Annotated in this window: 25 protein-coding genes; 15 read left to right on the top strand and 10 right to left on the bottom strand. The window is 67.9% G+C overall.

Going from position 1 to position 25,396, the window contains the following annotated elements; all coding sequences use genetic code 11:
* Positions 1-112 precede the first annotated feature (112 nt).
* The 3 genes from ACSQ3Y_RS28885 to ACSQ3Y_RS28875 all read left to right on the top strand — a co-directional run bounded on the left by ACSQ3Y_RS28885 (position 113) and on the right by ACSQ3Y_RS28875 (position 4,007).
* Positions 113-1,021: a LysR family transcriptional regulator gene (locus ACSQ3Y_RS28885; protein WP_436179664.1), complete on the top strand. Its 909-nt coding sequence runs from the start codon at positions 113-115 to the stop codon at positions 1,019-1,021.
* Between the two features lie 117 nt (positions 1,022-1,138).
* Positions 1,139-2,530 (top strand): 8-oxoguanine deaminase, encoded by a 1,392-nt coding sequence (locus ACSQ3Y_RS28880; protein ID WP_436179663.1) that lies wholly within the window; start codon positions 1,139-1,141, stop codon positions 2,528-2,530.
* Positions 2,531-2,699: 169 nt separating this feature from the next.
* Entirely contained in the window at positions 2,700-4,007 is a 1,308-nt protein-coding gene (locus ACSQ3Y_RS28875) for a nucleobase:cation symporter-2 family protein (RefSeq protein WP_436179662.1), read from the top strand.
* Positions 4,008-4,082: 75 nt separating this feature from the next.
* Here ACSQ3Y_RS28875 and ACSQ3Y_RS28870 read toward each other — a convergent pair whose 3' ends face one another.
* From ACSQ3Y_RS28870 to ACSQ3Y_RS28840, 7 genes are all read right to left on the bottom strand, one after another.
* Positions 4,083-4,403 (bottom strand): hypothetical protein, encoded by a 321-nt coding sequence (locus tag ACSQ3Y_RS28870; protein WP_322596207.1) that lies wholly within the window; start codon positions 4,401-4,403, stop codon positions 4,083-4,085.
* A gap of 131 nt (positions 4,404-4,534) precedes the next feature.
* Positions 4,535-6,070: a PepSY domain-containing protein gene (locus ACSQ3Y_RS28865; protein ID WP_436179661.1), complete on the bottom strand. Its 1,536-nt coding sequence runs from the start codon at positions 6,068-6,070 to the stop codon at positions 4,535-4,537.
* A 13-nt stretch (positions 6,071-6,083) separates the two neighbouring features.
* Positions 6,084-8,282 (bottom strand): TonB-dependent receptor, encoded by a 2,199-nt coding sequence (locus ACSQ3Y_RS28860; RefSeq protein ID WP_436179660.1) that lies wholly within the window; start codon positions 8,280-8,282, stop codon positions 6,084-6,086.
* Positions 8,283-8,413: 131 nt separating this feature from the next.
* Positions 8,414-8,770, bottom strand: coding sequence for a DUF2946 family protein (locus tag ACSQ3Y_RS28855; RefSeq protein ID WP_057201769.1), 357 nt, complete (start codon positions 8,768-8,770; stop codon positions 8,414-8,416).
* A 77-nt stretch (positions 8,771-8,847) separates the two neighbouring features.
* Complete coding sequence (locus tag ACSQ3Y_RS28850) at positions 8,848-10,287, bottom strand: aldehyde dehydrogenase family protein (RefSeq protein ID WP_057201770.1); 1,440 nt, start codon at positions 10,285-10,287, stop codon at positions 8,848-8,850.
* A gap of 148 nt (positions 10,288-10,435) precedes the next feature.
* Positions 10,436-11,536 carry a porin gene (locus ACSQ3Y_RS28845; protein ID WP_057201771.1) on the bottom strand — a complete coding sequence of 367 codons (1,101 nt, stop codon included), beginning with the start codon at positions 11,534-11,536 and terminating at the stop codon, positions 10,436-10,438.
* A gap of 518 nt (positions 11,537-12,054) precedes the next feature.
* Positions 12,055-12,780: a FadR/GntR family transcriptional regulator gene (locus ACSQ3Y_RS28840; protein ID WP_007853081.1), complete on the bottom strand. Its 726-nt coding sequence runs from the start codon at positions 12,778-12,780 to the stop codon at positions 12,055-12,057.
* Between the two features lie 122 nt (positions 12,781-12,902).
* Here ACSQ3Y_RS28840 and ACSQ3Y_RS28835 point away from each other — a divergent pair, with 122 nt between their 5' ends.
* The 10 genes from ACSQ3Y_RS28835 (at position 12,903) to ACSQ3Y_RS28790 (ending at position 21,011) form a co-directional block, all read left to right on the top strand.
* Positions 12,903-13,721, top strand: coding sequence for an NAD-dependent epimerase/dehydratase family protein (locus ACSQ3Y_RS28835; RefSeq protein WP_057201772.1), 819 nt, complete (start codon positions 12,903-12,905; stop codon positions 13,719-13,721).
* 11 nt (positions 13,722-13,732) lie between these two features.
* Positions 13,733-14,614 (top strand): SMP-30/gluconolactonase/LRE family protein, encoded by an 882-nt coding sequence (locus ACSQ3Y_RS28830; RefSeq protein WP_057202488.1) that lies wholly within the window; start codon positions 13,733-13,735, stop codon positions 14,612-14,614.
* A gap of 46 nt (positions 14,615-14,660) precedes the next feature.
* Complete coding sequence (locus ACSQ3Y_RS28825) at positions 14,661-15,638, top strand: TRAP transporter substrate-binding protein (RefSeq protein ID WP_057201773.1); 978 nt, start codon at positions 14,661-14,663, stop codon at positions 15,636-15,638.
* An 82-nt stretch (positions 15,639-15,720) separates the two neighbouring features.
* Positions 15,721-16,209 (top strand): TRAP transporter small permease, encoded by a 489-nt coding sequence (locus ACSQ3Y_RS28820; RefSeq protein WP_007853074.1) that lies wholly within the window; start codon positions 15,721-15,723, stop codon positions 16,207-16,209.
* A gap of 70 nt (positions 16,210-16,279) precedes the next feature.
* Positions 16,280-17,572, top strand: a complete 1,293-nt coding sequence (locus ACSQ3Y_RS28815; RefSeq protein ID WP_436179659.1) for a TRAP transporter large permease — start codon at positions 16,280-16,282, stop codon at positions 17,570-17,572.
* A gap of 159 nt (positions 17,573-17,731) precedes the next feature.
* Entirely contained in the window at positions 17,732-18,670 is a 939-nt protein-coding gene (locus tag ACSQ3Y_RS28810) for a DMT family transporter (protein ID WP_436179658.1), read from the top strand.
* Positions 18,671-18,779: 109 nt separating this feature from the next.
* On the top strand, positions 18,780-19,247 hold the full coding sequence (locus tag ACSQ3Y_RS28805) for a bifunctional diaminohydroxyphosphoribosylaminopyrimidine deaminase/5-amino-6-(5-phosphoribosylamino)uracil reductase RibD (protein ID WP_436179657.1): 468 nt from the start codon (positions 18,780-18,782) through the stop codon (positions 19,245-19,247).
* An 8-nt stretch (positions 19,248-19,255) separates the two neighbouring features.
* Positions 19,256-19,675, top strand: a complete 420-nt coding sequence (locus ACSQ3Y_RS28800) for a hypothetical protein (protein ID WP_436179656.1) — start codon at positions 19,256-19,258, stop codon at positions 19,673-19,675.
* A gap of 149 nt (positions 19,676-19,824) precedes the next feature.
* Complete coding sequence (locus tag ACSQ3Y_RS28795) at positions 19,825-20,199, top strand: hypothetical protein (protein ID WP_436179655.1); 375 nt, start codon at positions 19,825-19,827, stop codon at positions 20,197-20,199.
* Between the two features lie 71 nt (positions 20,200-20,270).
* Positions 20,271-21,011 (top strand): hypothetical protein, encoded by a 741-nt coding sequence (locus ACSQ3Y_RS28790; protein WP_436179654.1) that lies wholly within the window; start codon positions 20,271-20,273, stop codon positions 21,009-21,011.
* An 84-nt stretch (positions 21,012-21,095) separates the two neighbouring features.
* On the opposite strand, the gene ACSQ3Y_RS28785 is transcribed toward ACSQ3Y_RS28790, so the two are convergent.
* From ACSQ3Y_RS28785 to ACSQ3Y_RS28775, 3 genes are all read right to left on the bottom strand, one after another.
* Positions 21,096-21,941, bottom strand: a complete 846-nt coding sequence (locus ACSQ3Y_RS28785) for a hypothetical protein (protein WP_436180185.1) — start codon at positions 21,939-21,941, stop codon at positions 21,096-21,098.
* A gap of 311 nt (positions 21,942-22,252) precedes the next feature.
* Positions 22,253-22,594, bottom strand: a complete 342-nt coding sequence (locus ACSQ3Y_RS28780; RefSeq protein WP_436179653.1) for a hypothetical protein — start codon at positions 22,592-22,594, stop codon at positions 22,253-22,255.
* A gap of 68 nt (positions 22,595-22,662) precedes the next feature.
* Entirely contained in the window at positions 22,663-23,103 is a 441-nt protein-coding gene (locus ACSQ3Y_RS28775; protein ID WP_436179652.1) for a hypothetical protein, read from the bottom strand.
* Between the two features lie 288 nt (positions 23,104-23,391).
* Here ACSQ3Y_RS28775 and ACSQ3Y_RS28770 point away from each other — a divergent pair, with 288 nt between their 5' ends.
* A complete protein-coding gene (locus ACSQ3Y_RS28770; protein WP_436179651.1) occupies positions 23,392-24,042 on the top strand; it encodes a hypothetical protein in 651 nt (216 codons plus the stop codon).
* Between the two features lie 233 nt (positions 24,043-24,275).
* Entirely contained in the window at positions 24,276-25,385 is a 1,110-nt protein-coding gene (locus ACSQ3Y_RS28765) for an aldose epimerase family protein (RefSeq protein WP_436179650.1), read from the top strand.
* Positions 25,386-25,396 lie beyond the last annotated feature (11 nt).

The raw sequence follows: 25,396 nt of genomic DNA, 5'->3' as shown, positions 1-25,396 counted from the left end.
CCGTACTGCCTGCGACGCGACGCCTAGCCAGAACCGCTTCGCTGAGTTTTGTGAGCCGCTTGAAGCCGTGCCGGACGCAGCATCGCCCGGCAAACCGGGTAACCTGCGCGCCATGCACGCCCGAGTTCTTCGCTACCTCGACGAAGTGGTCCGCCGCGGTTCCATCCGCAAGGCGGCCGAGCACCTGCACGTGGCGCCTACGGCGGTCAACCGCCAGATCCTCGACCTGGAGGCGGAGTTGGGTGCGCCGCTGTTCGACCGCATCCATAACCGGCTGCGCCTGACGCCGCTGGGCGAGATGGTGCTGGCCCATGTGCGCAGCACCCTGCGTGAGCATGCGGCGCTGCGCGAGCGCATTGCGGAGTTCAAGGACGAGCGCCGGGGCGAGATCTCCGTGGCCACCACGGCGGGCCTGGCCGGCTCGCTGCTGCCTTCGCTGGTGCACGATTTTCGCCAGCGCTACCCGGGCATCGCGGTGCGCATCATCGACCTGCCGATTGCCGAAATACCGTCCGCCGTGGAGCGCGGCGATGCCGAGCTGGGCCTGGGCTACGACCTGTCGCTGAAAGCCGCCCTGCGCACCCTGTCGGCCAGCGAATGGCCCATCGGCGCCGTGGTGCCGCCCAAGCATGCGCTGGCGCGCCAGTCGTCCGTGCTGCTCAGCGACTGCATCGGCCACGCGCTCATCCTGCCCGCGCCGCAGCTGACCATCCGCACGCTGCTCGATGAGGCCTTCGAGCGCAATGCCATCAAGGTCACGCCCGTGGCCGAATCGACCTCGATGGCACTGATCCTGCGTCTGGTGGCGCTGGGCGAGGGCATCGCCCTGCTCAACCCGCTGGACGTGATGGAAGAGCGCGCCCGCAATGCCCTGGTCTTCGTGCCGCTGCGCGACGCCCACCTCGCGCGCCAGACCCTGGTGCTGGCGGCGCGCGCCAAGGGGCAACTGAGCGCCGCGGCCGAGCTGATGGCGGCCAACATTGGCGACGCGCTGGCGCGGCTGTTCGCTACCGCGCGCTGAACTCCGCAGGTTCATGTGTCCACATTTTGTGGACACCCCAGGCGCAATTCGGCGCTATCGCAGATGCACTGCCGTTCCTAGACTGGCGTCATCGATTAGCGAAGAACGAGAAGCCCCATGACCACCCTGATAGCCCTGAACGCCGATGTCCTCGTCACCATGGACGCGCAGCGCCGCGAGATCCGTGATGGCGCCCTGGTAGCCGATGGCCCGGCCGTGCAGTGGGTGGGCCCCACGGCTGAGCTGCCGCTGCAGTACCGCCGCATGGCCGACGAGGGCGCGGCCCGGGTGCTCGACATGCGCGGGCGCGTGGTACTGCCGGGCCTGGTCAACACCCACCACCACATGTACCAGAGCCTCACGCGCGCCGTGCCCGCGGCGCAGGATGCGGAGCTGTTCTCGTGGCTCACCAACCTCTACATGCTGTGGTCGCACCTCACGCCCGAGATGGTGCATGTGTCCACCCAGACGGCGATGGCCGAGCTCATGCTCTCGGGTTGCACCACCACCAGCGACCACCTGTACCTGTACCCCAACGGCGCGCGCCTGGACGACGCCATCGCCGCCGCGCAGCAGATGGGCATGCGCTTTCACGCAGCGCGCGGCTCCATGAGCCTGGGGCGCAGCAAGGGCGGCCTGCCGCCCGATGCCGTGGTGGAGGAGGAAGAGGCCATCCTGCGCGACAGCCTGCGCCTGATACAGCAGTACCACGACGCCTCGCGCCACGCCATGCTGCGCGTGGTGCTGGCGCCGTGCTCGCCGTTCTCGGTGACGCGCGCGCTGATGCGCGAGTCGGCCCTGCTGGCGCGCGCGCACGGCGTGTCGCTGCACACCCACCTGGCCGAGAACGACAACGACGTGGCCTTCTCGCGCGAGCAGTTCGGCCACACCCCCGCGCAGTACGCCGAGAGCCTGGGCTGGGTGGGCCGCGACGTGTGGCATGCGCACTGCGTCAAGCTCGACCCCGAGGGCATTGCCCTGTTCGCGCGCACCGGCACGGGCGTGGCCCACTGCCCCTGCTCCAACATGCGCCTGGCCTCGGGCATTGCGCCCGTGCGCAGCATGCGCGATGCGGGCGTGCCCGTGGGCCTGGGGGTGGACGGCAGCGCGTCGAACGACGGCGCCCACATGCTCGGCGAGGCGCGCCAGGCCCTGCTGCTGCAGCGCGTGGGCCACGGCCCCGCCGCCATGGGCGCGCGCGAGGCGCTGGAGATCGCCACCCTGGGCGGCGCGCGCGTGCTCAACCGCGACGACATCGGCGCGCTGGCGCCCGGCATGTCGGCCGACTTCGTGGCCTTCGACATGTCCGCCGTCGGCTTCGCCGGTGCCGGCCACGACCCGGTGGCGGCCCTGGTGTTCTGCACGCCGGCCAACGCCGACACCAGCGTCATCAACGGCCGCGTGGTGATTGAGGGCGGCCGCCTGCTCACGGCCGACCTGCCCGTGGTGCTGGGGCGGCACAACGCCCTGGCAAAGACGCTGTTCGAGCGGGCCTCGGCCGGCCACTGATCCCCTTCATCCACCACCAGGCTGCCTCTTCGGGGGCTGGCCTGGCCTGGGCGCTGGCCGTCCATCACCGCACGCAAGGAGCGCCGACCCGCCATTCCTACCCGCCATCGCATTCCTTCACATGACGACAAGTGCCTTTGCAAAGGCCAACGGACAAGGAGACAAGACAATGGAACAATTGCTTTACAAGGTGGAAGACCATCCACCGATGCTGGCCACGGCGGTGCTGCTGTCGCTGCAGCACCTGCTGGCAGCACTGGGCGGCATCATCGCCGTGCCGCTGGTGGTGGGCGGCGCGCTCAAGCTGCCGGCCGACCAGATCGTGGCCCTGGTGAATGCCGCGCTGCTGGGCTCGGGCATCGTCACCATCATCCAGTGCAAGGGCGTGGGCCCCGTGGGCGTACGCCTGCCCTGCGTCATGGGCACCAGCTTTGCCTTTGTCGGCGCGGGCATCAGCGTCGGGCTGGAGCATGGCGTGGCCGGCATCCTGGGCTCATCGCTCGTGGGCTCGCTCGTGATGATCGTGGGCAGCTTCTTCATGCCGTTGATACGGCGCTTCTTTCCGCACACCGTGACCAGCGTGGTCGTGACCATGATCGGCCTGTCGCTCACGCCCGTGGCGGTGGACTGGGCGGCCGGCGGCGTGGGCGCCAGCGACTATGGCGCCGTGGGCCACCTGGCGATTGCCGGCTTCGTGCTCGCACTGGTCATAGCCTTCGTGCAGTGGGGCAAGGGCATCGTCTCGGCCAGCGCCGTGGTGCTGGGCATTGCCAGCGGCTATGTGCTGTGCCTGGCGCTGGGGCTCATCGACTTCACCCAGGTGCGCGAGGCGCCAGTGTTCTCCATCCCGCAGCCGCTGCACTTTGGCATGGCCTTTCCGGTCGCGGGCATCATCGCCATGTCCATTGCCTTCCTGGTCACCATCGTCGAGACCACGGGCACCTTCATGGCCCTGGGCGCGGCCACGCAGACGCCCATCCCCAACAAACGCCTGGCCAGCGGCATCCTGTGCGACGGCGTGGGCTCGGCCTTCGCTGCGGTGATGTCCAGCCCGCCGCTGTCCACCTTTGCGCAGAACGTGGGCGTGGTCTCGCTGACCGGCGTGGCCAGCCGGCATGTGGTGATGCTCACGGGTGTGATGCTGCTGCTGGCCGGGCTGTTCCCGGTGCTGGGCGCGCTGGTGGTGACCATTCCGCAGCCCGTGCTTGGCGGTGCGGGCCTGATGATGTTCGCGATGATCGTCTCGGCCGGCATCCGCATGCTCGCCAGCAGCGCGCCCTCGCGCCGCAACAGCCTCATCATCGCCGTCTCGCTGGGCTGCGGCCTGGCTGTGACGGTGCGCCCCGACCTGCTGGTGCGCATGCCGGCCTTCGTGCGCGAGGTCTTCGGCTCGGGCATCACCGTGGGCGCGCTGGTGGCGGTGGTGCTGAACCTGGTGCTGCCGGGGCGCGAGCGCGAGGAAGACGAGCCCGCCTGACCCCGCCCACGAAAAAGCCGCCCGAAGGCGGCTGGCTGGGTGGGGGCATTCGGGTGAGGCGGGGCGCTGGCGCGCTTATTCGCTCCAATCCGAGTGCTTCTCGCAGATCTTGTTGGTTTCCTTGCCCTTGCGTGTTTCGCCAAAGGTCACGAGGTTGCCCTTGAAGTCGTCAGGCGTCTCGTTCCACATGCAGGTGCACCAGGCCTGGGCCTTGGTCTGGCCCTTGATGGGGCTCTTTTCGTCGCCGCCCTCGTACAGCTTGGCGGCGTAGCCCAGGCATTGCCGGTACTGGGCGTCGCCTGCAGGGGGCTTGTTGTAGTCGGTGGCGGCCAGGGCGGATGTGCCCGCCGCCAGGATGAGAAGGGCGCCGGTGAGTGCGGTACGGATCGATTGCATGGGTGGGGACCTCTGCCAGGTGGTTTTTTGGTGTTGAAACGGCGCGGGCCTGGGGTGCGTGCGGCAAGCTGCTTGCTGCGCGCCACCTAGGTGTTATGCAGTGTATCTGGATGAAACAAAAGGTTTCAAACTTATTTTGCAATGGGCCTGGACGTCTGCACCGGGCCCCGCCAGGGCCGCACCAGTCGCCGCCAGCCCACGACCACGCCCGTGAGGCTCAGCAGCGCGCCCCCCAGGCTCAGCACGATCAGCACCCCATCCCACAGCGGGCGGCGCGCCAGCAGCGGCCCCCAGTCCCAGCTGTGCAGCAGCGCGAACAGCCAGCGGCTGGCACGGCGGTGGGTGTCGCTCTTGTCCAGCACGGCGCCAGTGTGCGGGTCGATGTGCACCCAGGTGGCGTGGGCGTCGGTGAACACCACGCGCAGCACCGGCAGGGGCTTGTCGCCGCCGCCCGTCATGGTGTGTGCGGCGCGGCTGTAGTAGTGCATGTCGTACTCGCGCAGCGTCTCGCTGCGGGCCACCGGGTCCGGCAGGAGGCGCGCGGCGGCGGCCAGCAGTTGCTGCGTGTCCATGGCGTGGGGCTGGGCGGTAGCGGCATCGAGCAGGGCCGGCGCGCCCGTGGAGCTGGCTGCCTGCACCAGCGTGTGGCCGGCCGTGCGCACCCAGCGCAGCTCCCGGGTGTTGGGCGAGGCGGCAGCCAGCAGGGCCTGCACACTGGCGGGCTGCGCGGGCAGCAGCAGCGGGCCGCCGTGCATGGCCTGCGTGCGCAAGGCCGGGGCGCCGCTGTCGAAAACCTTCCAAGGGTTCATGGACATCAGGCCGCTGAAGATCCAGGTCAGCGTGACCGCTGCGAACAGCAGCCCCGAGACATGGTGCCAGCGCATCATGAAGCCCCGGTAGGGTGAGCGCGAGCCGCTCTTGTAGCGCCTTGTGAAGCGCCAGCGCATGATGCCCACCACCGTGCCGGTGACAGTCAGCACGATGCCGGCGATGGACAGCCAGTTCACGATGTCGGCCCACCAGGCATCGAAGGCATTGCCGCGGAACGGGTAGAGCCAGTGGATCCAGGCGCCCGCGTAGTTCCAGCCGCGTTCCGTGCGCGTGGCGTCGCGCACCACCTCGCCCGTGGTGCCCGAGACGTAGACCTCGGTGTCCGCCGCGTCACCCAGTGCCAGGCGGTGCAGGGGTCGGTGCGCATCGAGGGCGCGCGAGTGGGTGAAGGCGTCCTCGTCCAGGCTGCCCAGGTAGCGCGGGGCGCTGCCGGGCGCACCGGCAAAGGCCTGGGCCGATGCTGTGGCCCAGGCCGCGTCCACCCCGCGCAGCACCTGGCCGGTGCTGGCATCGACCACGGTGGCGGGACCGCGCCTGGGTGCGCCCTCCGGCAGCACCAGGTAGACCGCGCGCCCGCCGCTGGCCACGGCCAGCCGCAGGTCCGACAGGGGCTTGCCGTCGAAACCCGCCGCGCGCAGGGCCTGCGCGGGCTCCAGCGCGATGGCGGCCGTGCGCAGCGGTGCCAGGTGCTCCAGCCGCTCGGTGGCCGTGAGCTTGGGGTAGCCCACGTACATCATCACCACGCCTGAGACGAACCACATGGCGAATAAGGCGCACAGCACCACGCCTGCCCAGCGGTGCACAAGGTAGAGCCAGCGCTTGGCGTGCGGCAGCATGGTTGGCCCCTGCTCAGAACGCGACGTGCAAGGTGACGTCCGCCGTGCGCGCGGCGCCCAGGTAAACCTGCGTGCTGCGCGACTCCACAGCGTGGATGCGATCAGTGGCGTTGCGGATGCGCCCGGTGAGCGTGGTGGACCGGTTCAGCTTCCACTCCAGGCCCAGGTCCAGCAGGGTGTATTCGGGCCAGTACTGCGTGTTGGCCGCGTCCGCATAGACCTTGCCCACATGGCGCACGCCGGCGCTGGCCGTGAGGGCCGGGGTGAGTGCGTACGACACCCAGAGGTTGGCCACCGTCTCGGGCGTGTTGATGGGCGTCCTGCCGGCCAGGGAGGTGCCGCCCTGCACATAGCTCTCGTAGCGCGCGCGGGTCCGGGTGAGGTTGGCCTGCACCTGCCACAGGCTGGTCGGGCGCACACCCACCGCCAGCTCGATGCCCCGGGCCGACTGCTCGCCCACCAGCACGGTCAGCACGGGGTTGTTCGGGTCTTGCGAGGCAATGTTCTTGCGCGTGATCTGGAAGGCCGCCGCCGTGGCCGTGCCCTTGCCGTCCCAGAAATCGAACTTGCTGCCCACCTCGGCCTGGCGGCCGGTGGTCAGCGCGCTGTTGTTGGCGACGTCGGCAAACGACGCGGTGGCCAAGGAGCCCGATGGCGGGTCGGCAGCGGTCGATGCCTGGGCATACAGGTTGGCGTTGGGCGCGAAGTCCCACACCACGCCCAGGCGGCCGGTGGTGGGGTGGTAGCTGCGGCTGAAGCTGGCCGGGCTGGCAGCCGTGACGGTGCGGCGGTTGGTCAGGTCCAGGTCGATGCGCTCCTGCCGCAGGCCGGTGATGAGGTGCACGCTGGGGGCAAGCGCCGTGCGGTTTTCCAGGTACAGCGCGGTGGTGGTGGTCTTGTTGTCGCGGTCGGGGTTGAAGCCTGGCGCCATGCCCGGGATGTCGAAGAAGCGCTCGGTGGTGAACTGGTAGGGGTTCACCGTGCTCACGGTGCTGGTCAGGCTGTTGGGAAAGCGCGTCTGCCGGTTCACGCTGGCATCGAGGCCAAAGGCCCAGTCGCTCTTGCGGCCGGCCAGCGTGCCCTGCCAGGTGGCCTCGATGCGGTCGCCCAGCACCTCGTGGTCGTGGCGCTGCAAAAAGGGCGAGGTGCGCGCCACCTGGGTGTTGGCGGCGTTGAAGCGGTAGGTCTCCACGTTGCGGTAGTCGCGCAGCGCATCGTAGGCATACAGGGTGTTGCGCAGTTGCAGCGCGTCCGAAACCCGCCACTGCGCCACCGAGCGCAGCCACTGCACGCGCTGCTGGTAGATGCCATCGGCACTGTTGTAGTTCTTGAAGCGCGTGGCCGGGTCCACGCGCAGCGCGCCCAGGTTGGGGTTGAGCACAGGCGTGCCCCAGTAGGGGCGGTCCACGTCGTCCTTCTGGTACTCGTAGGCCAGCAGGTGGGTGAAGCCGCCGCCCAGGTCCGTCAGCAGCGAGGCGGCCAACTGGGTGGAACGCGAGTGCACACCCTCGACCCAGTTGCCCGCATCGCGGTGGTTCAGGTCGATGCGGGTAAAGTTCGCCGCGCCAGCGCCACCATCATCGCCGGACAGGCGCCGGTTCAGGCCCACCGACACCTCCTTGAGGTCGTTCGCGCCCAGGCGCAACTGCGCCTCGCCGAAGTTGCTGCGCTCAGGTGTCTTGGTGATGTAGTTGAGCGAGCCGCCCACCGCGCCCGAGCCGTAGAGGAAGCTCGATGCACCGCCCACGGCCTCGACCCGGTCGTAGATCCAGCTGTCCACCGCGCGCGTGGCGCTGCCGTACTGAACGGTGATGCCGTTGTACATCTGGCTCACCGAGTTGCCGCTGAAGCCGCGGTAGCTGGCGGCCATGGAGCCAGGGGCGTTGTGCGCGGTGACGCCGGGGATGGCGCGCAATATCTCCTGCGTGTCCTGCGCGCCGCGCGCGTCGATGGTGGCGCGATCCACCAGGGTGACCGATGCCGGCGTCTCGCGCGGCGTCAGACCCAGGCGGCTGCCGGTGCCCACCGGCGTGTCGAGCTGCAGGCGGCCATTGGGCTGCGGCGCCGCGTCTGTCACCTCGACGGCCTGCAGGGTGGGGGCGGGCTGCGCCTGGGCGGCCGCGCACAGCGGCACCAGGGCGAAGATGGCCGCATGCAGCGGCGATGGGGCGAAGAAGGCCGGCGTGCAAGCAGGCGAAGGGGAACGGGACATGGCTCAACTCTCTGGCAGGCAGCACGGCGCCGGGGGGCAGGGTGGCCCTGCAGGCGCGCACTGCCCGCGACATCACGGACAGGAAGGCCGCGCAGCCCTGGCGATCAGGGGCCACGCGTGTTGCGGTCAGATCAGAGAGAAGTGGGGGGCCCGCGGGCGGGCAGCGGTGCCGCGGTGATGGCGGCGATGCGCGCGGCCTCCACCGGCTGCACGGCGTGCGCCAGCGGCTGGGGCAGGGGAACCAGGGCCGGGGGAGTCGCCGGTGGGGCCCCTGCGATGGAGCACAGCGGGCAGTCCATGCCCATGCTGCCCATCTCCACGGCACCGTCATCGGTCTGCACCAGCAGCTTGATAGTGCCGGCGCCCGAGCAGATCACCTCGATGGCCTGGGGGTTCACCAGCGGCGAGGCCATGGCCACGCCCATGGACGCCACGAACCAGGCCAGCACCAGAAGGCGCAGGGCAGCAAGGGTTCGAAGGGCGTTCATGGGCCGAGATTATGCCTGCCGGCGCCGCAAAGCGAATCGGGCGCCAGGGCGCCCGATTGCTTTGCGTCAAGCCTGGATCACGCTTGCGTGTAGGCCGTCTTCACCGTGGTGTAGAACTCGGCGGCATAGCGGCCCTGCTCGCGCGGGCCGTAGCTGCTGCTCTTGCGGCCGCCGAATGGCACGTGGTAGTCCACACCGGCGGTGGGCAGGTTCACCATCACCATGCCGGCCTGGGCGTGGCGCTTGAAGTGCGTGGCATGCTTGAGGCTGGTGGTGGCGATGCCACTGGCCAGGCCGAAGGGGGTGTCGTTGGCCAGGGCCAGCGCTTCCTCGTAGTTCTTCACGCGCTGCACGCTCACCACGGGGCCGAAGATCTCTTCGCGGTTGATGCGCATGCCGGGCGTGGTCTCGGTGAACAGGGCCGGGCGCAGGTAGAAGCCGGGCGCGCCATCGGCGTTCTTCTCCAGGGCCTCGCCGCCGTAGGCGAGCTTGGCGCCTTCCTGCTGGCCGATGCCGATGTACTCCAGGTCCTGCGCCAGCTGGCGGTCGTCCACCACGGGGCCGATGTCGGTGCCGGCCTTGCGCGCGTCGTCCACCGTCAGGGTCTTCATCTTCTCGACCATGGCTGCCACGAAGCGGTCGTGGATGCCCTCGGTCACCACCACGCGGCTGCTGGCGGTGCAGCGCTGGCCGGTGGAGAAGAAGCCGCTGTTGACCGCAGCGCCCACGGCCACGTTCAGGTCGGCGTCATCGAGCACCACAAAGGGGTTCTTGCCACCCATTTCGAGCTGCACCTTGGCACCGCGCGGCACGCAGGCAGCGGCCACGCGCTGGCCCGTTCCCACCGATCCGGTGAAGCTCACGCCTGCAATGCGCTCGTCTTCGAGCAGCACCTGGCCGACGTCCGAGCCGCGGCCCATCACCAGGTTGAACACGCCGGCCGGCAGGCCCGCGCGGTGCAGGATATCGGCCAGCGCCCAGGCGGAGCCGGGTACCACTTCGGCAGGCTTGAACACCACGCAGTTGCCATAGGCCAGTGCCGGGGCGATCTTCCAGGCCGGGATGGCGATGGGGAAGTTCCACGGCGTGATGATGCCAATGATGCCCAGGGGCTCGCGCGTGATCTCGATGCCCACGCCGGGGCGCACCGAGGGCACCAGTTCACCGCCGGGGCGCAGTGCCTCGCCGGCAAAGAACTTGAAGATGGCGGCCGCGCGGCCCACTTCGCCAATCGCTTCGGGCAGGGTCTTGCCTTCCTCGCGGGCCAGCAGGTCACCCAGCTCGGCCTTGCGCGCGATGATCTCGTTGCCCACGGCGTCCAGCACGTCAAAGCGCTGCTGGGGCGTGGAAAGGCTCCACGCCGGGAATGCGGCCTGGGCAGCCGCCACAGCGTCCAGCGCCTGCTCGCGGCTGGCCACGGCGTAGTCGCCGATCACATCGCGGGTGTCCGATGGGTTGGTGTTGCGGTAGCCGCGGACGCCTTCGGTCCAGGTTCCGCCAATCAGGTTTGCATGCATGGTGTGGTGCGGGTAGTGAGAAAGTGATGGCAATGCCGAACAGGCCGCCGGCGCACCGCGCAGGCCCGGCCACTGCACAGCGCCTGCGCGGGGCAGTGCATTGTGCAGCGGTCGGTGCGCGGTGGCTGGTGGTCCATTCTGGCGTGCCTTAAAAAGCCGTGCGCACGCCGATCTGCGTGACGCCCTTCTGGCTGACGAAATCCTTGAGTCCGCCGGTGGCTTGCGACGCCGACGCATACAGGAAGGTGTTCTTGGACAGCGCATAGCGCGCGCCGACGGCGACCTTGCCCAGGGTGTCATTCTGGCCGGCCGCGTTGGCATACTTCACGCGGGTGTAGTTGGCGCCCAGCAGCACGAAGGAGCCCACGGGCACTTCCACGCCGATGGTGGTGCCGTCGCTGTGGTCCATGGCGAAGGTATTGGTGCCGGTCACGGTCAGGTTGTTGCCCGTGAAGGCGCCGTTCACCGAGGTGGTGGCCAGGTCGCGGTTGCGCTGCACGCCGCCCAGCACCTTGACCACGCCGAAGTTGTAGTTGGCCGCCACCGTGAGCGACTTGTTCACGTTGTCCCCCGTGGTGCGCGAGCGGTTCCACTCGTACGACAGCGCGCTGTTGAACGGGCCCTGGCCGTAGCTGAGCTTGACGCCGTAGAAGCGGTCGGCCGTGCCCTCGCCGGGCGCCACCTGGGCGGCGGCCTGGAAGCCGCCGTAGTTGATGCTCTGCACCTGCAGCACGTTGTCGGCACGCGGGGCGTTGAGCCACAGGGGCAGGGCCTTGCCGGCGTTGGTCACGCCCGTGCCGGGGTTCAGCGTCAGGGCGTTGGTGAACGGGTTGCTCAGGCCCATGACCGAGTCTTCCAGGATGTACTGGCGGCCCAGGCGCAACTCGCCCACCGTGGACGACGACAGCCACACGAAAGCCTGGCGCCCGAAAGCCCGGCCGCCCTGGCCGAAGGTGCCGTTGTCGGCGTTGAAGCCGTTTTCCAGCAGCACACCGGCCTTCAGGCCGCCCCCGAGATCCTCCACGGTGCGGATGCCCCAGCGCGAGCCGTTCAGGCCGTTGGTCGTGCCGTCGTTCATGGCCGTCATGCTGCCAGCGCCCGAGCGCGAGCCCGCGCTGTAGTGGCTGACGTTGACGTCGACCAGGGTGAACAGGGTCACGCTCGACTGGGCCTGGGCTGCGGGTGCAGCGGCCAGCAGCGCCGCGCAGGCGGCCAGGGACAGGTTGGAAATTTGCGTCGTCTTCTTCATGGTTTTTTGTCTCTCTCTCGTTCTCGGCTCTTGTTTTCTTCAGGGTTGATGAAAGCGGGGATGGAATGGGCGGTGGGGCTCCTCAGGGGTGGATGGGCATGGCAGGGCAGCACGCCAGCGCGGCGCGGTCAGGGGCTGTCGTGCTGAAAGGGGGCGGCCCGGGGCCGCAGGGTGGCGAAGTGCTCAGCGCCCGGTGGCTGCTGCCATCGGGGCGGGCAGATGTCTGACCTCACAAGGTCCCATGCCGATCGGCGGCGCGCATTTTGGTGAGGTCATGGACGAAGGCTCCCAGGCAATGAGGCGTGCGCTGGCGTGTGCCGGTGCTTTCGGGGGCAGGGCGGTAGCCTCAACGCGTTGATTTGTTGTATGTCATCGTACAACAAAATGCGAGCGTGGGGCCTCGGGTTATTACTGACGGTCTTGGTCCGGGGCGCGGCTCCACGCCGGCGCGGCCAGCAGCCTGCGCAGGCGCTGGGCTGAGCGTTGGAGGCAGGGTGGGGGCGTGGGCCCCCGGGGGATCAGCCGGCCTCGGCCTGGGCGCGGCGGCGGCGCTCGCGGCTGTTGGCCAGGTGGGTGCGCATGGCTGCGCGCGCGCCATCGGGGTCCTGGCCGACGATGGCGTCGTAGATGCTTTCGTGCTCGCCGTTCACGCGCCGCAGGTACTGGCGCAGGTCGCTCTGGCTGTCGCCGGCCTCGAGCCGCGCACGCGGGATGATCATGCTGCCCAGCGTGCCCATGAGCTCCGCGAAATGGCTGTTCTGCGTGGCGCGCGCAATCTCCAGGTGGAACTGGAAGTCCGACGCCACCGCGTCGCGCCCTTCGTCCACGGCCTTGGTCACGGCGTCCAGCGCCACGCGCATGGCGGCGATGTTGGCGTCGGTGCGGCGCTGCGCAGCCAGCGCGGCGGCCTCGGTCTCCACGCCGATGCGCAGCTCCAGCACGGCGATCACGTCGCGCAGCGTGCTGAACTGGTCGGGCGTGATCTTGAAGCCCGGCGCCTGCCCCAGGCCCAGCACGAAGGTGCCGATGCCGTGGCGCGTTTCCACCAGGCCCGAGGCCTGCAGCTTGGAAATCGCCTCACGCACCACGGTGCGGCTGACCTCGAACTCCGCCATGATCGCCGCCTCCGTGGGCAGCTTGTCACCCAGCGCCAGGCGCCCGTCGCGGATGCGGTCGCCCAGGGATTCAACCAGCTCCAGGGCCAGGGTGCGGGGCTTGCGGCGAAGGGCGATGGCGGTGTTCATTTCTCGGTGTTATCCCTATGTGATCGTGGGGCGCTTGGGAGTACATTGCATTCGCGTTGTACGACAACTGATGACGTGCAACAGAGCATACCGCCACTGTACCAAGAACCTCCTCGATTTCCATGCCTTGTCACCCGACACCGATCCGATTCAACCGCCTGCTGCTCACCGGTGCCGCCGGCGGTCTGGGCCGTGAGCTGCGCACCCGCCTGAAGGCCTATTGCACCAGCCTGCGCCTGTCCGACATCGCCGACCTGGGTGCCGAGGCCGCAGGCGAAGAAGTGCGCCCCGCCAGGCTGGAAGACGCCGCCGCCATCCATGAACTGCTGGCCGGTGTGGACGCCGTGGTGCACCTGGGTGGTGTGTCGACCGAGCAGCCTTGGGACGCCATCCTGCCAGCCAACATCGTCGGTGTGTACAACCTGTACGAGGCCGCCCGCAAGCAGGGCGTCAAGCGCGTGGTGTTTGCCAGCAGCAACCATGTCACCGGCTTCTACCGCCAGGACGAGGTCGTGGGCCTTCGGGACCCGGCCCGGCCCGACGGCCTGTACGGCCTGTCCAAGGCCTTCGGCGAAGACCTCTCGCGCTTTTACTTTGATCGCTACGGCATCGAGACCGTGTGCCTGCGCATCGGCTCCTCCTTCCCCGAGCCGCGCAACCGCCGCATGCTCGCCACCTGGATGAGCTACGACGACCTGGAGCGCCTGGTCATCGCCAGCCTCACCGCGCCCGTGGTGGGCCACAGCACCATCTACGGCATGGGCGACAACACCACCACCTGGTGGGACAACACGCTGGCGCGCCACATCGGCTACCGCCCGCAGGACAGCTCCGAGCCCTTCCGCGCCAAGGTGGAAGCCGCCGACCCCACGCCCGACATGAGCGACCCGGCCGTCATCTACCAGGGTGGCCCCTTCGTGCGCACCGGCCCGTTCGAGTGAGCACGACCGCCATGGAACTGCTGCTGCCCGACCACCGCGACCAGGTGGGCGAGAGCCCGCTGTGGTCTGCCACCGAACAGGCCCTGTATTGGGTGGACATCGAAGGCCGCGCGCTGCGCCGCCTGCGCTGGGCCGACCGCCAGTTGACCAGTTGGGCCGCGCCCGAGCGCCTGGCCTGCATCGCCCTGCATGCCGACGGCGGCCTCATCGCCGGCATGGACACGGGCCTCTTTCACCTGCGCCCGGCCGATGACGACACGCTGGCCTGCACCCTGGTGTCTACAGTGCAGCACCCGCAAGAGGGCATGCGTTTCAACGACGGCCGCTGCGACCGCCAGGGCCGCTTCTGGGCCGGCACCATGGTGCGCGACATGGCCCTGGCGCAGCCCGCCGGCGGCCTTTACCGCCAGGACGCGCGCGGCCTGTCGGTGCCCCAGGTCGAAGGCCTGGTCACGCAGAACGGCCTGGCCTTCAGTCCCGACGGCGCCACCATGTACCTGAGCGACAGCCACCCCAGCGTGCAGAAGATCTGGTCGCTGGACCTGCACGACGACGGCAGCCTGGGCCCGCGCCGCCTGTTCGCCGACATGCGCGAGCTGCCCGGCCGACCCGATGGCGCCGCCATCGACACCGACGGCTGCTACTGGATCTGCGGCAACGACGCCGGCATGGTGCACCGTTTCACACCCCAGGGTGTGCTCGACCGCTCGCTCAGCGTGCCGGTCAGCAAGCCCTCGATGTGCAGCTTCGGTGGGCCCGACCTCGACCTGCTGTTCATCACCTCCATCCGCCCCGGCCAGCCCCAGGGCAACGACGTTTTGCACGGCGGCGCGGTCTTCGTGACCCGCCCCGGCGCCCGCGGGCTCGCAGAAGCCCCGTACCGCACGGCCTGAAGACCGCAGCACCGCACACCCCTTTCAACCCTGGAGACAAACCACCATGAACGTTCCACACCTCATCGGCCGCGTGGCGCTGGCCGCCGGCATGCTGATCGGCAGCCTGGCCGCGCAGGCCACCGAATTTCGCTCGTCCGACATCCACCCTGAGGACTACCCCACCGTGCTGGCCGTGCGCCACATGGGTGAGACGCTGTCCAAGGCCACGGGCGGCAAGCACAGCATCAAGGTCTACGCCAAGGGCTCCCTGGGTATCGAGAAGGACACCATCGAGCAGACCAAGCTGGGTGCCATCGCCATGACGCGCGTGAACGTCGCGCCCATGAACAACATCTGCCCCGCCACCATGGTGCCCACCATGCCCTTCCTGTTCCGCGACAAGGAACACATGCGCAAGGTGCTGGATGGCACGATCGGCGACGAGATCCTGAAGGACTGCGAATCGCAGGGCTTCGTGGGCCTGGCCTTCTACGACAGCGGCGCGCGTTCGATCTACACCGTCAAGAAGCCGGTCAAGACCCTGGCCGACGTCAAGGGCCTGAAGGTGCGCGTGCAGCAGAGCGATCTGTGGGTGTCGCTGCTCGAAGCCATGGGCGCCAACGCCACCCCCATGCCTTTCGGCGAGGTCTACACCGCGCTCAAGACCGGCCTGGTGGACGCTGCCGAAAACAACTACCCCAGCTACGAGAGCTCGCGCCACTTCGAAGTGGCCAAGTATTTCAACAAGACCGAGCACTCCATGGCGCCCGAGATCCTGCTGTTCAGCAAGCGCGTGTGGGACACCCTGAGCGCCGATGAGCAAAAGGCCATCCGCGCCGCGGCCAAGGAGTCGGTGGGCTTCATGCGCAAGATCTGGGACGAGCGCGAAGAGAAATCCCTGGCCACCGTGAAGGCTGGCGGCGCGCAGATCGTGGAGATCGACAAGGCTGCATTCAAGACCGCCATGAAGCCGGTGTACGACAAGTTCCTGAAGGACCCCAAGCTGCAGGACATGGTCAAGCGCATCGACGCCGTGCAGTAAGAAAAAGCCAGAGTCTCCAGGGCCGGCGGCACAGAGAGCAGTCCGCCGCCTGCCCACTTCCAGTTGTTTTTGAATGTCCACTATGTACACGCGACTCTGCGCTTTCATTGCGCGCACCTGCCTTCAACTCGGGGTAGGGGGGCTCGTCCTGCTGGTTTGCGCGGTGCTCTACCAGGTCATCGGCCGCTATGTGTTCAACGACACACCCACCTGGGCCGAGAGCGGCGCGGTGCTGCTCGTGCTCTACGTGACCATGCTCGGCATGGCGGTGGGGGTGCGCGATGCAGGCCACATCGGCCTCGAATCCTTTCTGGTGCTGGCGCCCGACTGGCTGCGCACCAAGCTCGAACTGCTGATCCACGCGCTGGTACTGCTGTTCGGCGTGGTCATGGCCTGGAACTGCGGTGTGCTGGCCGAGTCGGTGGCGCCCTACAAGATCCCCACGCTCGGTATCTCCGAAGCCTTCAAGTACGTGCCGCCCGCCATGGCCGGCGTGCTGGTGGCCATGTTCTCGCTGGAGCACATCATCGCCATCCTGCGCGGCGTCGAGGTCGAACCCGCCTGGCACTAAGAGACTGGGAATCCTCGCCCATGCCCGCCTGTCCCCTGCACCCTAACGTCCTCATAAAGATTCCACCACCATGGCGTTGACCATCCTCTGCGTGACCTTCACGCTCCTGCTGCTGCTGGGCGTGCCCGTGGCCTTTTCGATCGGCCTGTCCTCGCTGGCCACCATCCTCTACGAAGGCCTGCCGCTGGCCGTGGGCTTCCAGCAGATGATTTCGGGTATGAACCCGTTCTCGTTCCTGGCGATTCCGTTCTTCATCTTTGCCGGCGAAATCATGATGTACGGCGGCATTGCCGACCGCATCGTCAACTTCGCCAAGAGCGTGGCGGGCCATGTGCGCGGCGGCCTGGGCATGAGCAACGTGCTCGCCTGCACCCTGTTCGGTGGTGTCTCGGGCTCGCCCGTGGCCGACGTCTCGGCCATGGGTGCCGTGCTCATCCCGCAGATGAAGAAAGAGGGCTACCACGCCGACTACGCGGTGAACGTGACCACCCACGCCTCGCTGGTGGGCGCGCTCATGCCCACCTCGCACAACCTGATCATCTTCACGCTGGCCGCTGGCGGCAAGGTGAGCATTGCCGCGCTGATCCTCGCTGGCATCGTGCCCGCGCTGCTGCTCACGGTCTGCAACCTGGCGGCCGCCTACCTCGTGGCCGTCAAGCGCGGCTACCCCGCCGGCACCTTCCCCGGCTGGGAGATCGTGTGGATCTCGTTCCGCGCCTCCGTACCCGGTCTGGCCGTTGTGGTCATCATCATCGCGGGCATTTTGTCGGGGGCGTTCACGGCCACCGAGTCGGCGTCCGTCGCGGTGCTGTGGGCGCTGGTGCTCTCGGTCTTCGTCTACAAGAAGCTTACGCGCGAGCAGTTCCTCAAGGCAGCCTCCAAGGCCGTCAAGACCACGGGCACCGTGCTGCTGCTGATCGGCATCTCGTCGATGTTCGGCTACCTGATCGGCCTGTACGGCGTGGCCGAGCTCACCGGCGAGGCACTCAAGTCCATGAGCACCTCGCCCTGGGTCATCTTCCTGAGCGTGAACATCATTTTGTTCATTCTGGGCACCTTCCTGGACATGGCGGCCACCATCCTCATCTGCACGCCGATCTTTCTGCCCATCTGCCAGCAATTCGGCATGAGCACCGAGCAGTTCGGCATCGTGATCCTGATCAACTGCGCGCTGGGCCTGAACACGCCGCCCGTGGGCACCACGCAGTTCATCGGCTGCACCATCGGCGGCATCTCCGTGGGCGAGGTGATGAAGACCATCTGGCCGTTCTACAGCGCGCTCATCGTGGCGCTGATGCTCGTGACCTACGTGCCGCAGTTCTCCATGTGGCTGCCGGACCTGGTCCTCAAAGGTGGTGGGTGAAGCGCAGGGGGCCTGGCGGCGAGGCCGGGTCTCCTGCGTCTTTTTTCCTGCACTGCTGACCGATTGATCGATAGCATCCATGAGGCGCCCTCGGGCGCCTCGTTGCCTTTTTGGGCGCCCCGCGGCGCCTCGTTTCCTTCTTGACCGAGAGATTTCCGCATGGGGGCTGTTTCCCGTTTCGCCGACCGCAAGGTGCTCGTCGCCGTGGCACTGCTGTGCTGCCTGCTCTGGGGCAGCTCCTACCCCGCCATCAAGACCGGCTACGCCTGGTTCGGCATCGCCAAGGACGATGTGCCCACCCAGCTCGTCTTCGCCGGCTGGCGCTTCGTGGGCGCGGGCCTGGTGCTGCTGGCCTGGGCCCTGGCCAGCGGCCGCAAGGTGTGGGCCCTGGGCCACGGCTCGGCACGCCAACTGGTGGTGCTGGGTCTGGCGCAGACCGCGCTGCAGTACGTGTTCTTCTACGTGGGCGTGGCGCACACCACCGGCGTCAAGGCCTCCATCATGAACGCCACCGGCACCTTCTTCAGCGTGCTTCTGGCGCACTGGGTCTACCACAACGACCGCTTGAGCCACGCCAAGCTCTGGGGCTGCCTGGTGGGCTTTGCCGGCGTGATGGTGGTCAATCTGGGCCGCGGCTCGTTCGACCTCGACTTCACCCTGCTCGGCGAAGGCTTCGTTGTGCTCGCCGCCCTGGTGCTGGCCGCCGCCAGCATCTACGGCAAGCAGCTCTCGCAGCGCATGGACTCGGTCGTGATGACCGGCTGGCAACTTGCCATCGGCGGCGTGGCCCTGCTGGCGATGGGCTGGGGCGCGGGAGGGTCGCTCACCGGCTTCACGCCCGCATCCACCACCTTGCTCGTGTACCTGGCCCTGCTGTCCTCGGCCGCCTTCTCGCTGTGGAGCCTGCTGCTCAAGCACAACCGCGTGAGCCAGGTCACCGTGTTCAACTTCACCGTGCCGGTGTTCGGCGCCGGCCTGTCGGCCCTCTTCCTGGGCGAAGCGCTTTTGGAGTGGAAGAACCTGGTTGCGCTGGTGCTGGTGTGCGGGGGGATCTGGCTGGTGACGCGCGATGCGGGGCAGGGCGGGGCAGGCAAATAAGCGCTTCTCCAAGGCCCCCCTGCGGCCACAGGTCCATCCTTCGCGCATGGGGCCGGAAAAGCCACGGGCCTTGTGCGCATGGCCTTTTCTGCTACCGTTGTTCACTACCATGCCCACGCTTGCGATCCACAACGACTGTGACCAGGACTTCATGCAGCTCGCCTTGGCGCAGGGGCGGCGTGCCCTGCCAGGGTGCCTGCCGAACCCTCCCGTGGGCTGCGTGCTCGTGAAGAATGGGCAGGTGATTGCCAGCGGCTTCACCCAGCCGCCCGGTCAGCACCATGCGGAAGCGATGGCTCTCGCCCGGCTGCCCGAAGACCTGTCGGGCGACCTTTCCGAAGTCACGGCATTCGTCACGCTGGAGCCCTGCTCCTTCCATGGCAGACCGCCGTTGTGCGCCACAGCGCTGGTGGCCCGTGGCATCGGCCGGGTGGTGGTGGCGACGCTCGACCCGGACCCGCGCAATGCGGGCAAGGGCATCGACATCCTTCGGGCGTCAGGGATCCAGGTCGCCTTGGGTGTGCTCCAGGGCCAGGCGCTGGAAGACCTGGGGCCGTACCTGGGCCACTCCCGGTAGTTGCCGCCATGAGCCTGTGCGCCGTTGAACTGACCACCATTCCTGCGGACGAGCATTTCCACCAGCAAGGGGTGGCCGTGCGCGTCGAGATTTTGCACGACCACTTGGTGTGCCAGTCCGCCCGCTATTGGCGCCGCAGTACCGTGGCGATGGAGTGGATGGAGCACAACCATCCCCCGGAACTACGGGCCGGTGCACCCAGCGCCTTGCGCGATGACCTGGCAGCAGGCCTCCTGGGCCTGCTGCGCGCGGCCAGGATCAGCCCCTATGTGGAAGGCGTGCATGCAGGTATCCACGCCACGAAGTGCCAGTTGGCGATTTCTTCGGCATTTCTCTCCTGCAGCCTCTCGTGGTTTGCCGCGTTGCCACCGGAGTGGAGCAGGCTTGCGCCCCTCGTGAATGCGCTCGAAGCGATAGGCCGGGACTGATGCTCCAGCGGGCCAAGGGGCTGGCTTAGGGCGCCCCGAAGCCGTCACCTTGACAGCACCGGGCACTGCTATAGTCGCCGCCATCCTGGTGTGTTGCTGCCATGCACTGTGGCAAGAGGCGGCCTCCATTCCCTTCATCTTCCGTTCCGATGAGCATCACGATTTCCTCCGGGGACGGGCTATGCCTGCATCTCAACGCCTGGAGTTGGGGCGTGCTCCATTTCCTTGTCGAGAAGGCCCAGCTGTTTCCCGAAGACGTCTGGGAGTCCGCGCGCTACCTCGGGACCGAGCTCGATTCCAGCCAGGCGACGCAACTGGCGGATTTTCTGGGTGCCAGTGTCTTGCCTGCGCTCAAGCCTGGGGAGCGCATGTTCTTCGACGGCAGCAAGACCGACCTGCCTGACGACGGCACCTTTTTCCGTGACGCTGGCGAGCAGTGGAAGAATTACAGCCTGCATAGAGAAGTGGTGCAGGACATTCTTGAGTTCCTGAAAACGTCCAAGGGCGCAGTGTCGTTCTACTAGCAGTGCCGTTGCAGGCCCTGCCACCAGCGTCTGCCATCATTCCCGCCCCCGACTTCTACCACCGACCCCGAATGAACCGACAAACCCTGTTCCCTGCGCTGACCCGCGGCCGTGCCCTGCTGTTCTCGCTGTGCGCCGCCTTCTTGGCCGGATGCACGGCGACTACCCCCAACATTCCCCTGGACAAGGCCGGCGCCGCACCGATTTCCACGGTGTCGATCCTGCGGGTCACCGAGTCGCAGTCCTTCACGGTGCGCAACCGCTCGGGCCTGTCGGCCCTGGGCGGCGCCGTCGGCGGTGCCATTGCCGGGGGCATACAGGCCACGCAGACCGAGGGCTTCGTGAAGGAGTACAACGCCGGCCCGGTCCGGCTACCGGCGCAACTGGTCGATGACCTGCAGCAGAGCCTGTCGGCGCGGGGGATGCGGGTCTCCTACCTGCCGCACGAGGTCGCCAAGCTCAAGGACGGTGTCGACGACTACACCCACATACAGACGGACAGCGATGCGCTGCTGAGCGTGTGGTTCGGCCCGGTGGGCTATGTCGCCGATGGCATCGTGGACGCAGCGTTCGAGCCCTGGGTGGTGGTGCACGTGCGGCTGCTGCACGGCAAGACCAAGCAGGTGCTGGCGCAGAAGAGCTACACGGCAGGTTACCAGTCCTCGGTGAAGGGGGCCGTGCCCGTGCCGTGCGCCGCGGCGTACCGCTTTGGCACCTACGACCGGCTGATGGCGGAATTCGCCCGGGCCACCCAAGCCCTCTCGGTCTGCCAAAAGGCCATCGCGCAGCAGGTGGCACAGGACCTGCGGTGATTCCAGCCCAAGGGGGCCTTCCACCCGCAGGAGGGGCGCCCGCGCAGCGCGCCGACCGCCCCCATCGCCACACAGGCTTGCCGGCTAGCGCGCCAGCCGCACGATCCCATAGGGGTTGAACTTGAAATCGTCCTCCTCGTACGTGGAGGCGAGCGAATGGGCAGCGCGGCGCTGCTTGAGCACTTGGGCCACTCCGTGCTGCGCCATCTCGTCCGCCACGGCATCCATCAGCGCTACCACCTGCAGCTCCGATCCAAGCGATTGCGGCGCATACACCTCCGGCAAGCCGACCAGGTGGAACCCCACGCTTTCCAGGTAGCCCTGGTCCGACAGCGGGCGCCTGGCAAAGGCCAGCCGGCCAATCCGCTGCTGTGCCAGCAGGTCGCCGGACTGCAGGGCCTGGGCGCCCTGGCGCACCAAGGCCCGCCACCGGTCGATCCCGTGCGCGACGCCTGCACTTTCGCCCTTCACGGCGACAGCCCCCGCGTCGATCAGCCGGCCGACCAGCTGCAGGGCGGCCATCGAGACCTTGACCGTGTCCTGCCGGTGCATGGGCGGCCCCAGGACGTAGAGGACGGACTGGTGGCTGGCGACCGCCTTTTCGTCTGCTGCGGTCCACGCATTGGATGCAACCCGGTCGCGGTTCACCGTGAACGACCGCGGCATGCGATCGTCAGGCTCTGCGATGGAATACTCCTCGTCCACGCTGAACCCGGTCGCGAACTCACGCACTGCGCGAGACACGGCCTCCTTCAACTGCGTCTGGTGGCCACTTTTTCCGAGGAAGCACAGAACGTGGCGCGGCTGCACCGACGGCTCGGGCGCCGACACCGCGGTCTTGTCGCCGGGCGAGCCCGCGCCGGACTCCTGGGCCATAGAAACCCTCCAGCCCATGGCTGCTGCAATCCCTGCTGCAAGCAAACGGCGCATGTTGTTCAATGTTCTGTCCTCACGTGCGGATGCGGTTGCATGCACCGCGTGGCGGAGTGCGGGGCGAGGCGGGCTTTTTTCATGCAGGCAAGTCTACTGCCAGCCCCCGCAGGGGCAGCCGCCGCGGCCCCGCTGCAGAAGAGAAGACGAACCGCGTTTTTCATATTCGTACCTTGCAACGGTGGCTGAAAGGAAGAAAAGTGCTTTGCAGGAGCACCGTCGCCGGGCCGATGACCCGCAGATGGACGGCAATTCGATGCGGGGCAGCGAGCAACCGCTTCGTCGTGACTGTATCGGGCACGGCACGTCTTTCATGGCGAATACTGGTACTCGCAAATCACCTCCTCTGCGCCAGTGGCGTGAAAGAAGTCATAGCCTATCTGGTGTTCGCGCAGACACGTTGCAAGGCGGTCGCAGCAGGTCGCCACAAAGTCGACGGGAACGCCGTACCCGCTGCCATCCACTTGAAACGGTGACTCCGGTGAGAGGTTCCCAACATGGCGCAGGCTGAAGGTGCGTGCGAAGTCCTCAAGGCGTATCGCCCACTGCCCGACGGTCACGGCAATGCCCGCCTCCACGAGAATCTGCGCGAGCTGCTCCTTGGATTCTGGATAGAACACGTCGCCCAACACATACGAGTCAGGAACCGCCATGGGAGCCCCCAGGTTGCAGCGGACGGTACACAGGCGGCGCCTCGGAACGCGCCCTTTCGGCACAAGGCTCAGGCGCCGGATTTCGCCAGGACATAGGCGATGCGCTCTTTGTCAAAGGCCACCCACGATGCCTTGCCTTGAAGCACGGCACCTCGAAGCTCCGGCAGCCGCTGGGTCATTTTCAGGAAGTCGAGCCATTGCATTCCAACATGGGCGCCGGCAAGTGACGGGTGTGATGCGAGGATGGCGGCTGAGGACCAGGCTCCGTGATGGGGTATGGAAACCGACTGCATTCTGAGCCGATCAGACGCCTGGGTCGTGTAGGGAGCACCGGCTTCGATGGATGCAGGCAGGGATGTGCGATCGATCCCCACAAAGACTTCGCGACCGGACATCCGTTGGTACAGCAGATGGAAGTCTGCATCTCGCTGATGCTCCGCGATGTCAAAGATCAACTGCCCGACGTCGCGCGCATCTTTCTTCTGTGGTTTTTTAAGAAACGCGAACACACTCACCTCCGGCGCCCAGGGCCTTGGTCAACGGCGCCAAAGGATGGCCAGGCCGGTTGACGGGCCGTGCCCATCTGTACCGTAGCCTCTGTCGATCAAGACGATGGGCCGTGTGGTAACCGCCGATCAAGACCCGGAGATCGCAGTCAGGACACTTCAGGTCAATGGGCATTTTGAGGCGGATGAAGGAGGGCTGTTCCTGGCCGGTGACGGCAATCGTAGCAGTGCCTGCGTTGGGCCCGAGGCCGAACGAGCACTCAGCCGACCTGCCCCGCATAGACTCCCCGCATGCCCCACCCCCATCCCCACCCCCACCACAGCGAAGCAATCCCGCACCCCCGGTGCCCCGCCCCAGCGACCCTGCGCGCGCGCCTCGCCGCGGCTCTGGTGTGCTTGGCATGCCTGGCGTCCCTCGCCGCCCACCAGACCGCCCGCGCGGCCGAACTCGACGCCCGGCGCCAGGCCATCCTCACCTCCATGTACAACCCGGATGCGGTGGTCACGGAGGCCGTCCACCGCGACTTCTGGTCCGGGTTCGACAACGACCCCAGCGACCCGAAGCTGCCCGCGTCGATGGAGCGCATGGCGGCGGCGCTGAAGAATTCGCTGGCATTCGAGCGGGCCAAGGTGCTCAGCTACAAGGCCAGCATCAAGCAGCGCAAGCCTGTGTTGGACCCCGCCTACGAAGAGGCGCTGCAGGCGCGGCTTGCGATGCTGCGTGATCGTAACCTGCCTCCCGACAACGTCCTGGCGCAGGCCAAGGAGTTTCGCGAGTCGCTGGTGCCGGTCTCCCAGGGCAAGCCCCTGGGTGCGCCGGGCGGCGCCCAGGTGCTGATGACCCCTGCGCTGCTCGACGGCCTGCTCAAGAACATCGAGGCCGCGCATGTGCGGCTGGAGCGGCTGCTCAACCCGGTGTGGATGCCGCCCGCAGGCGGGTGAGCCAACAGCAAGCAGGCACTCAATCGAGCAGGCAGGCAAGCAAGCAAGCAGGCAGGCAGGCAGGCAGGCAGGCAGGTCGGCACCGACCGACCGGCTGGCTGGCCGGCGCGGTCAACTCACGGCTGCCTGCTGCCGGGCCCTGCGTGTTGCGCCAGGGCCGCGAGTGCTCCCCGGCAGCGCCAGGGTGGTGGGCTTGCCCGGCGCACACCTGTCTACTTGAATAAACTCCCCCCATGCCCCACACCCTCCACCGCGAAGCATTCCAGCAGACCCTGCACGGCCTGCGCACCGACCTGTTCACCCTGCGGGGCGAGGGCGGGCTGCAGGTCGCCGTCAGCAACTACGGCGCGCGGCTGGTGCAGGTCGCCGTGCCCGACGGGCAAGGCGGGCTGGTGGACGTGGCGCTCGGCTACGACAGCCTGCAGGGCTACCTCGACGGGCAGCTCTCCATGGGTGCGCTCATCGGTCGCTGGGCCGGGCGCCTGCGCCAGGGGCAACTGGCGCTGCCCGGCGGCACCCTGACGCTGCAACTGCCCACCAACAGCGGCCCGCACCACCACCATGGCGGGCCGCGCGGCAGCCGCTTCCAGGTGTTTGCGGTGGACCAGGTGCAGGGCGACGCCATCACGCTGAGCCATGTGTTCCGCACCGAGGACGATGGCGTGCCCGGCACTGTGCGGCTCACGGTGCGCATTGCCGTCACGCCCGACAACGCGCTGCAGATGGCCTGGACCGCCGAGGCGGCTGACGCGCCCACCATCGTCAACATCACGGGCCATGCCTTCTTCAACCTGGCCGGTGCCGGCAGCACGCACCGCCACCAGTTGCAGGTGCCTGCCAGCCGCTATGTGCCGCTGGCGCTGGATGTGTGCCCGCTGGGCCAGGTCGAGGAGGTGCAGGGCACGGCGTTCGACTTTCGAGAGTTGCGCACGGTGGGCGAGTCCATTGCACAGCACGGCGACCAACTGGCCCTGGCTGGCGGGCTGGACCACTATCTGGTGCTCGACAGCGGGGTTTCGGCCCGTGCGCCGTTTGCCCTGCCGGCCGGCAGCCCCGGCCTGCGCCTGGCCGCGCGCCTGCGCGAGCCGGTGAGCGGCCGCAGCATGCAGGTGTGGAGCACCGCGCCCGGCGTGCAGGTCTACGCAGGCCACGGCCTCAAGGCCGACCCGGCGCGCGACCTGGGGCGCGGCAACGGCCCGGGCGGCTGGCTCTGGCAGCCCGGCGACGGCATCTGCCTGGAGCCCATGGAGTACCCCGACGCGCCCAACCACCCGGCCTTTCCCATGCGCTGGCTGGCGCCGGGCGAGGTGGAGCATGGGGCCATCGTGTACCGGTTTCTTTGAGCCGTGGGGCG

This window comes from Acidovorax sp. LjRoot66, assembly GCF_964253305.1.
Classification (GTDB): domain Bacteria; phylum Pseudomonadota; class Gammaproteobacteria; order Burkholderiales; family Burkholderiaceae_C; genus Acidovorax.
The sequence above is the reverse complement of the archived record's forward strand: the minus strand, read 5'-3'. Positions and strand labels throughout refer to the sequence as shown.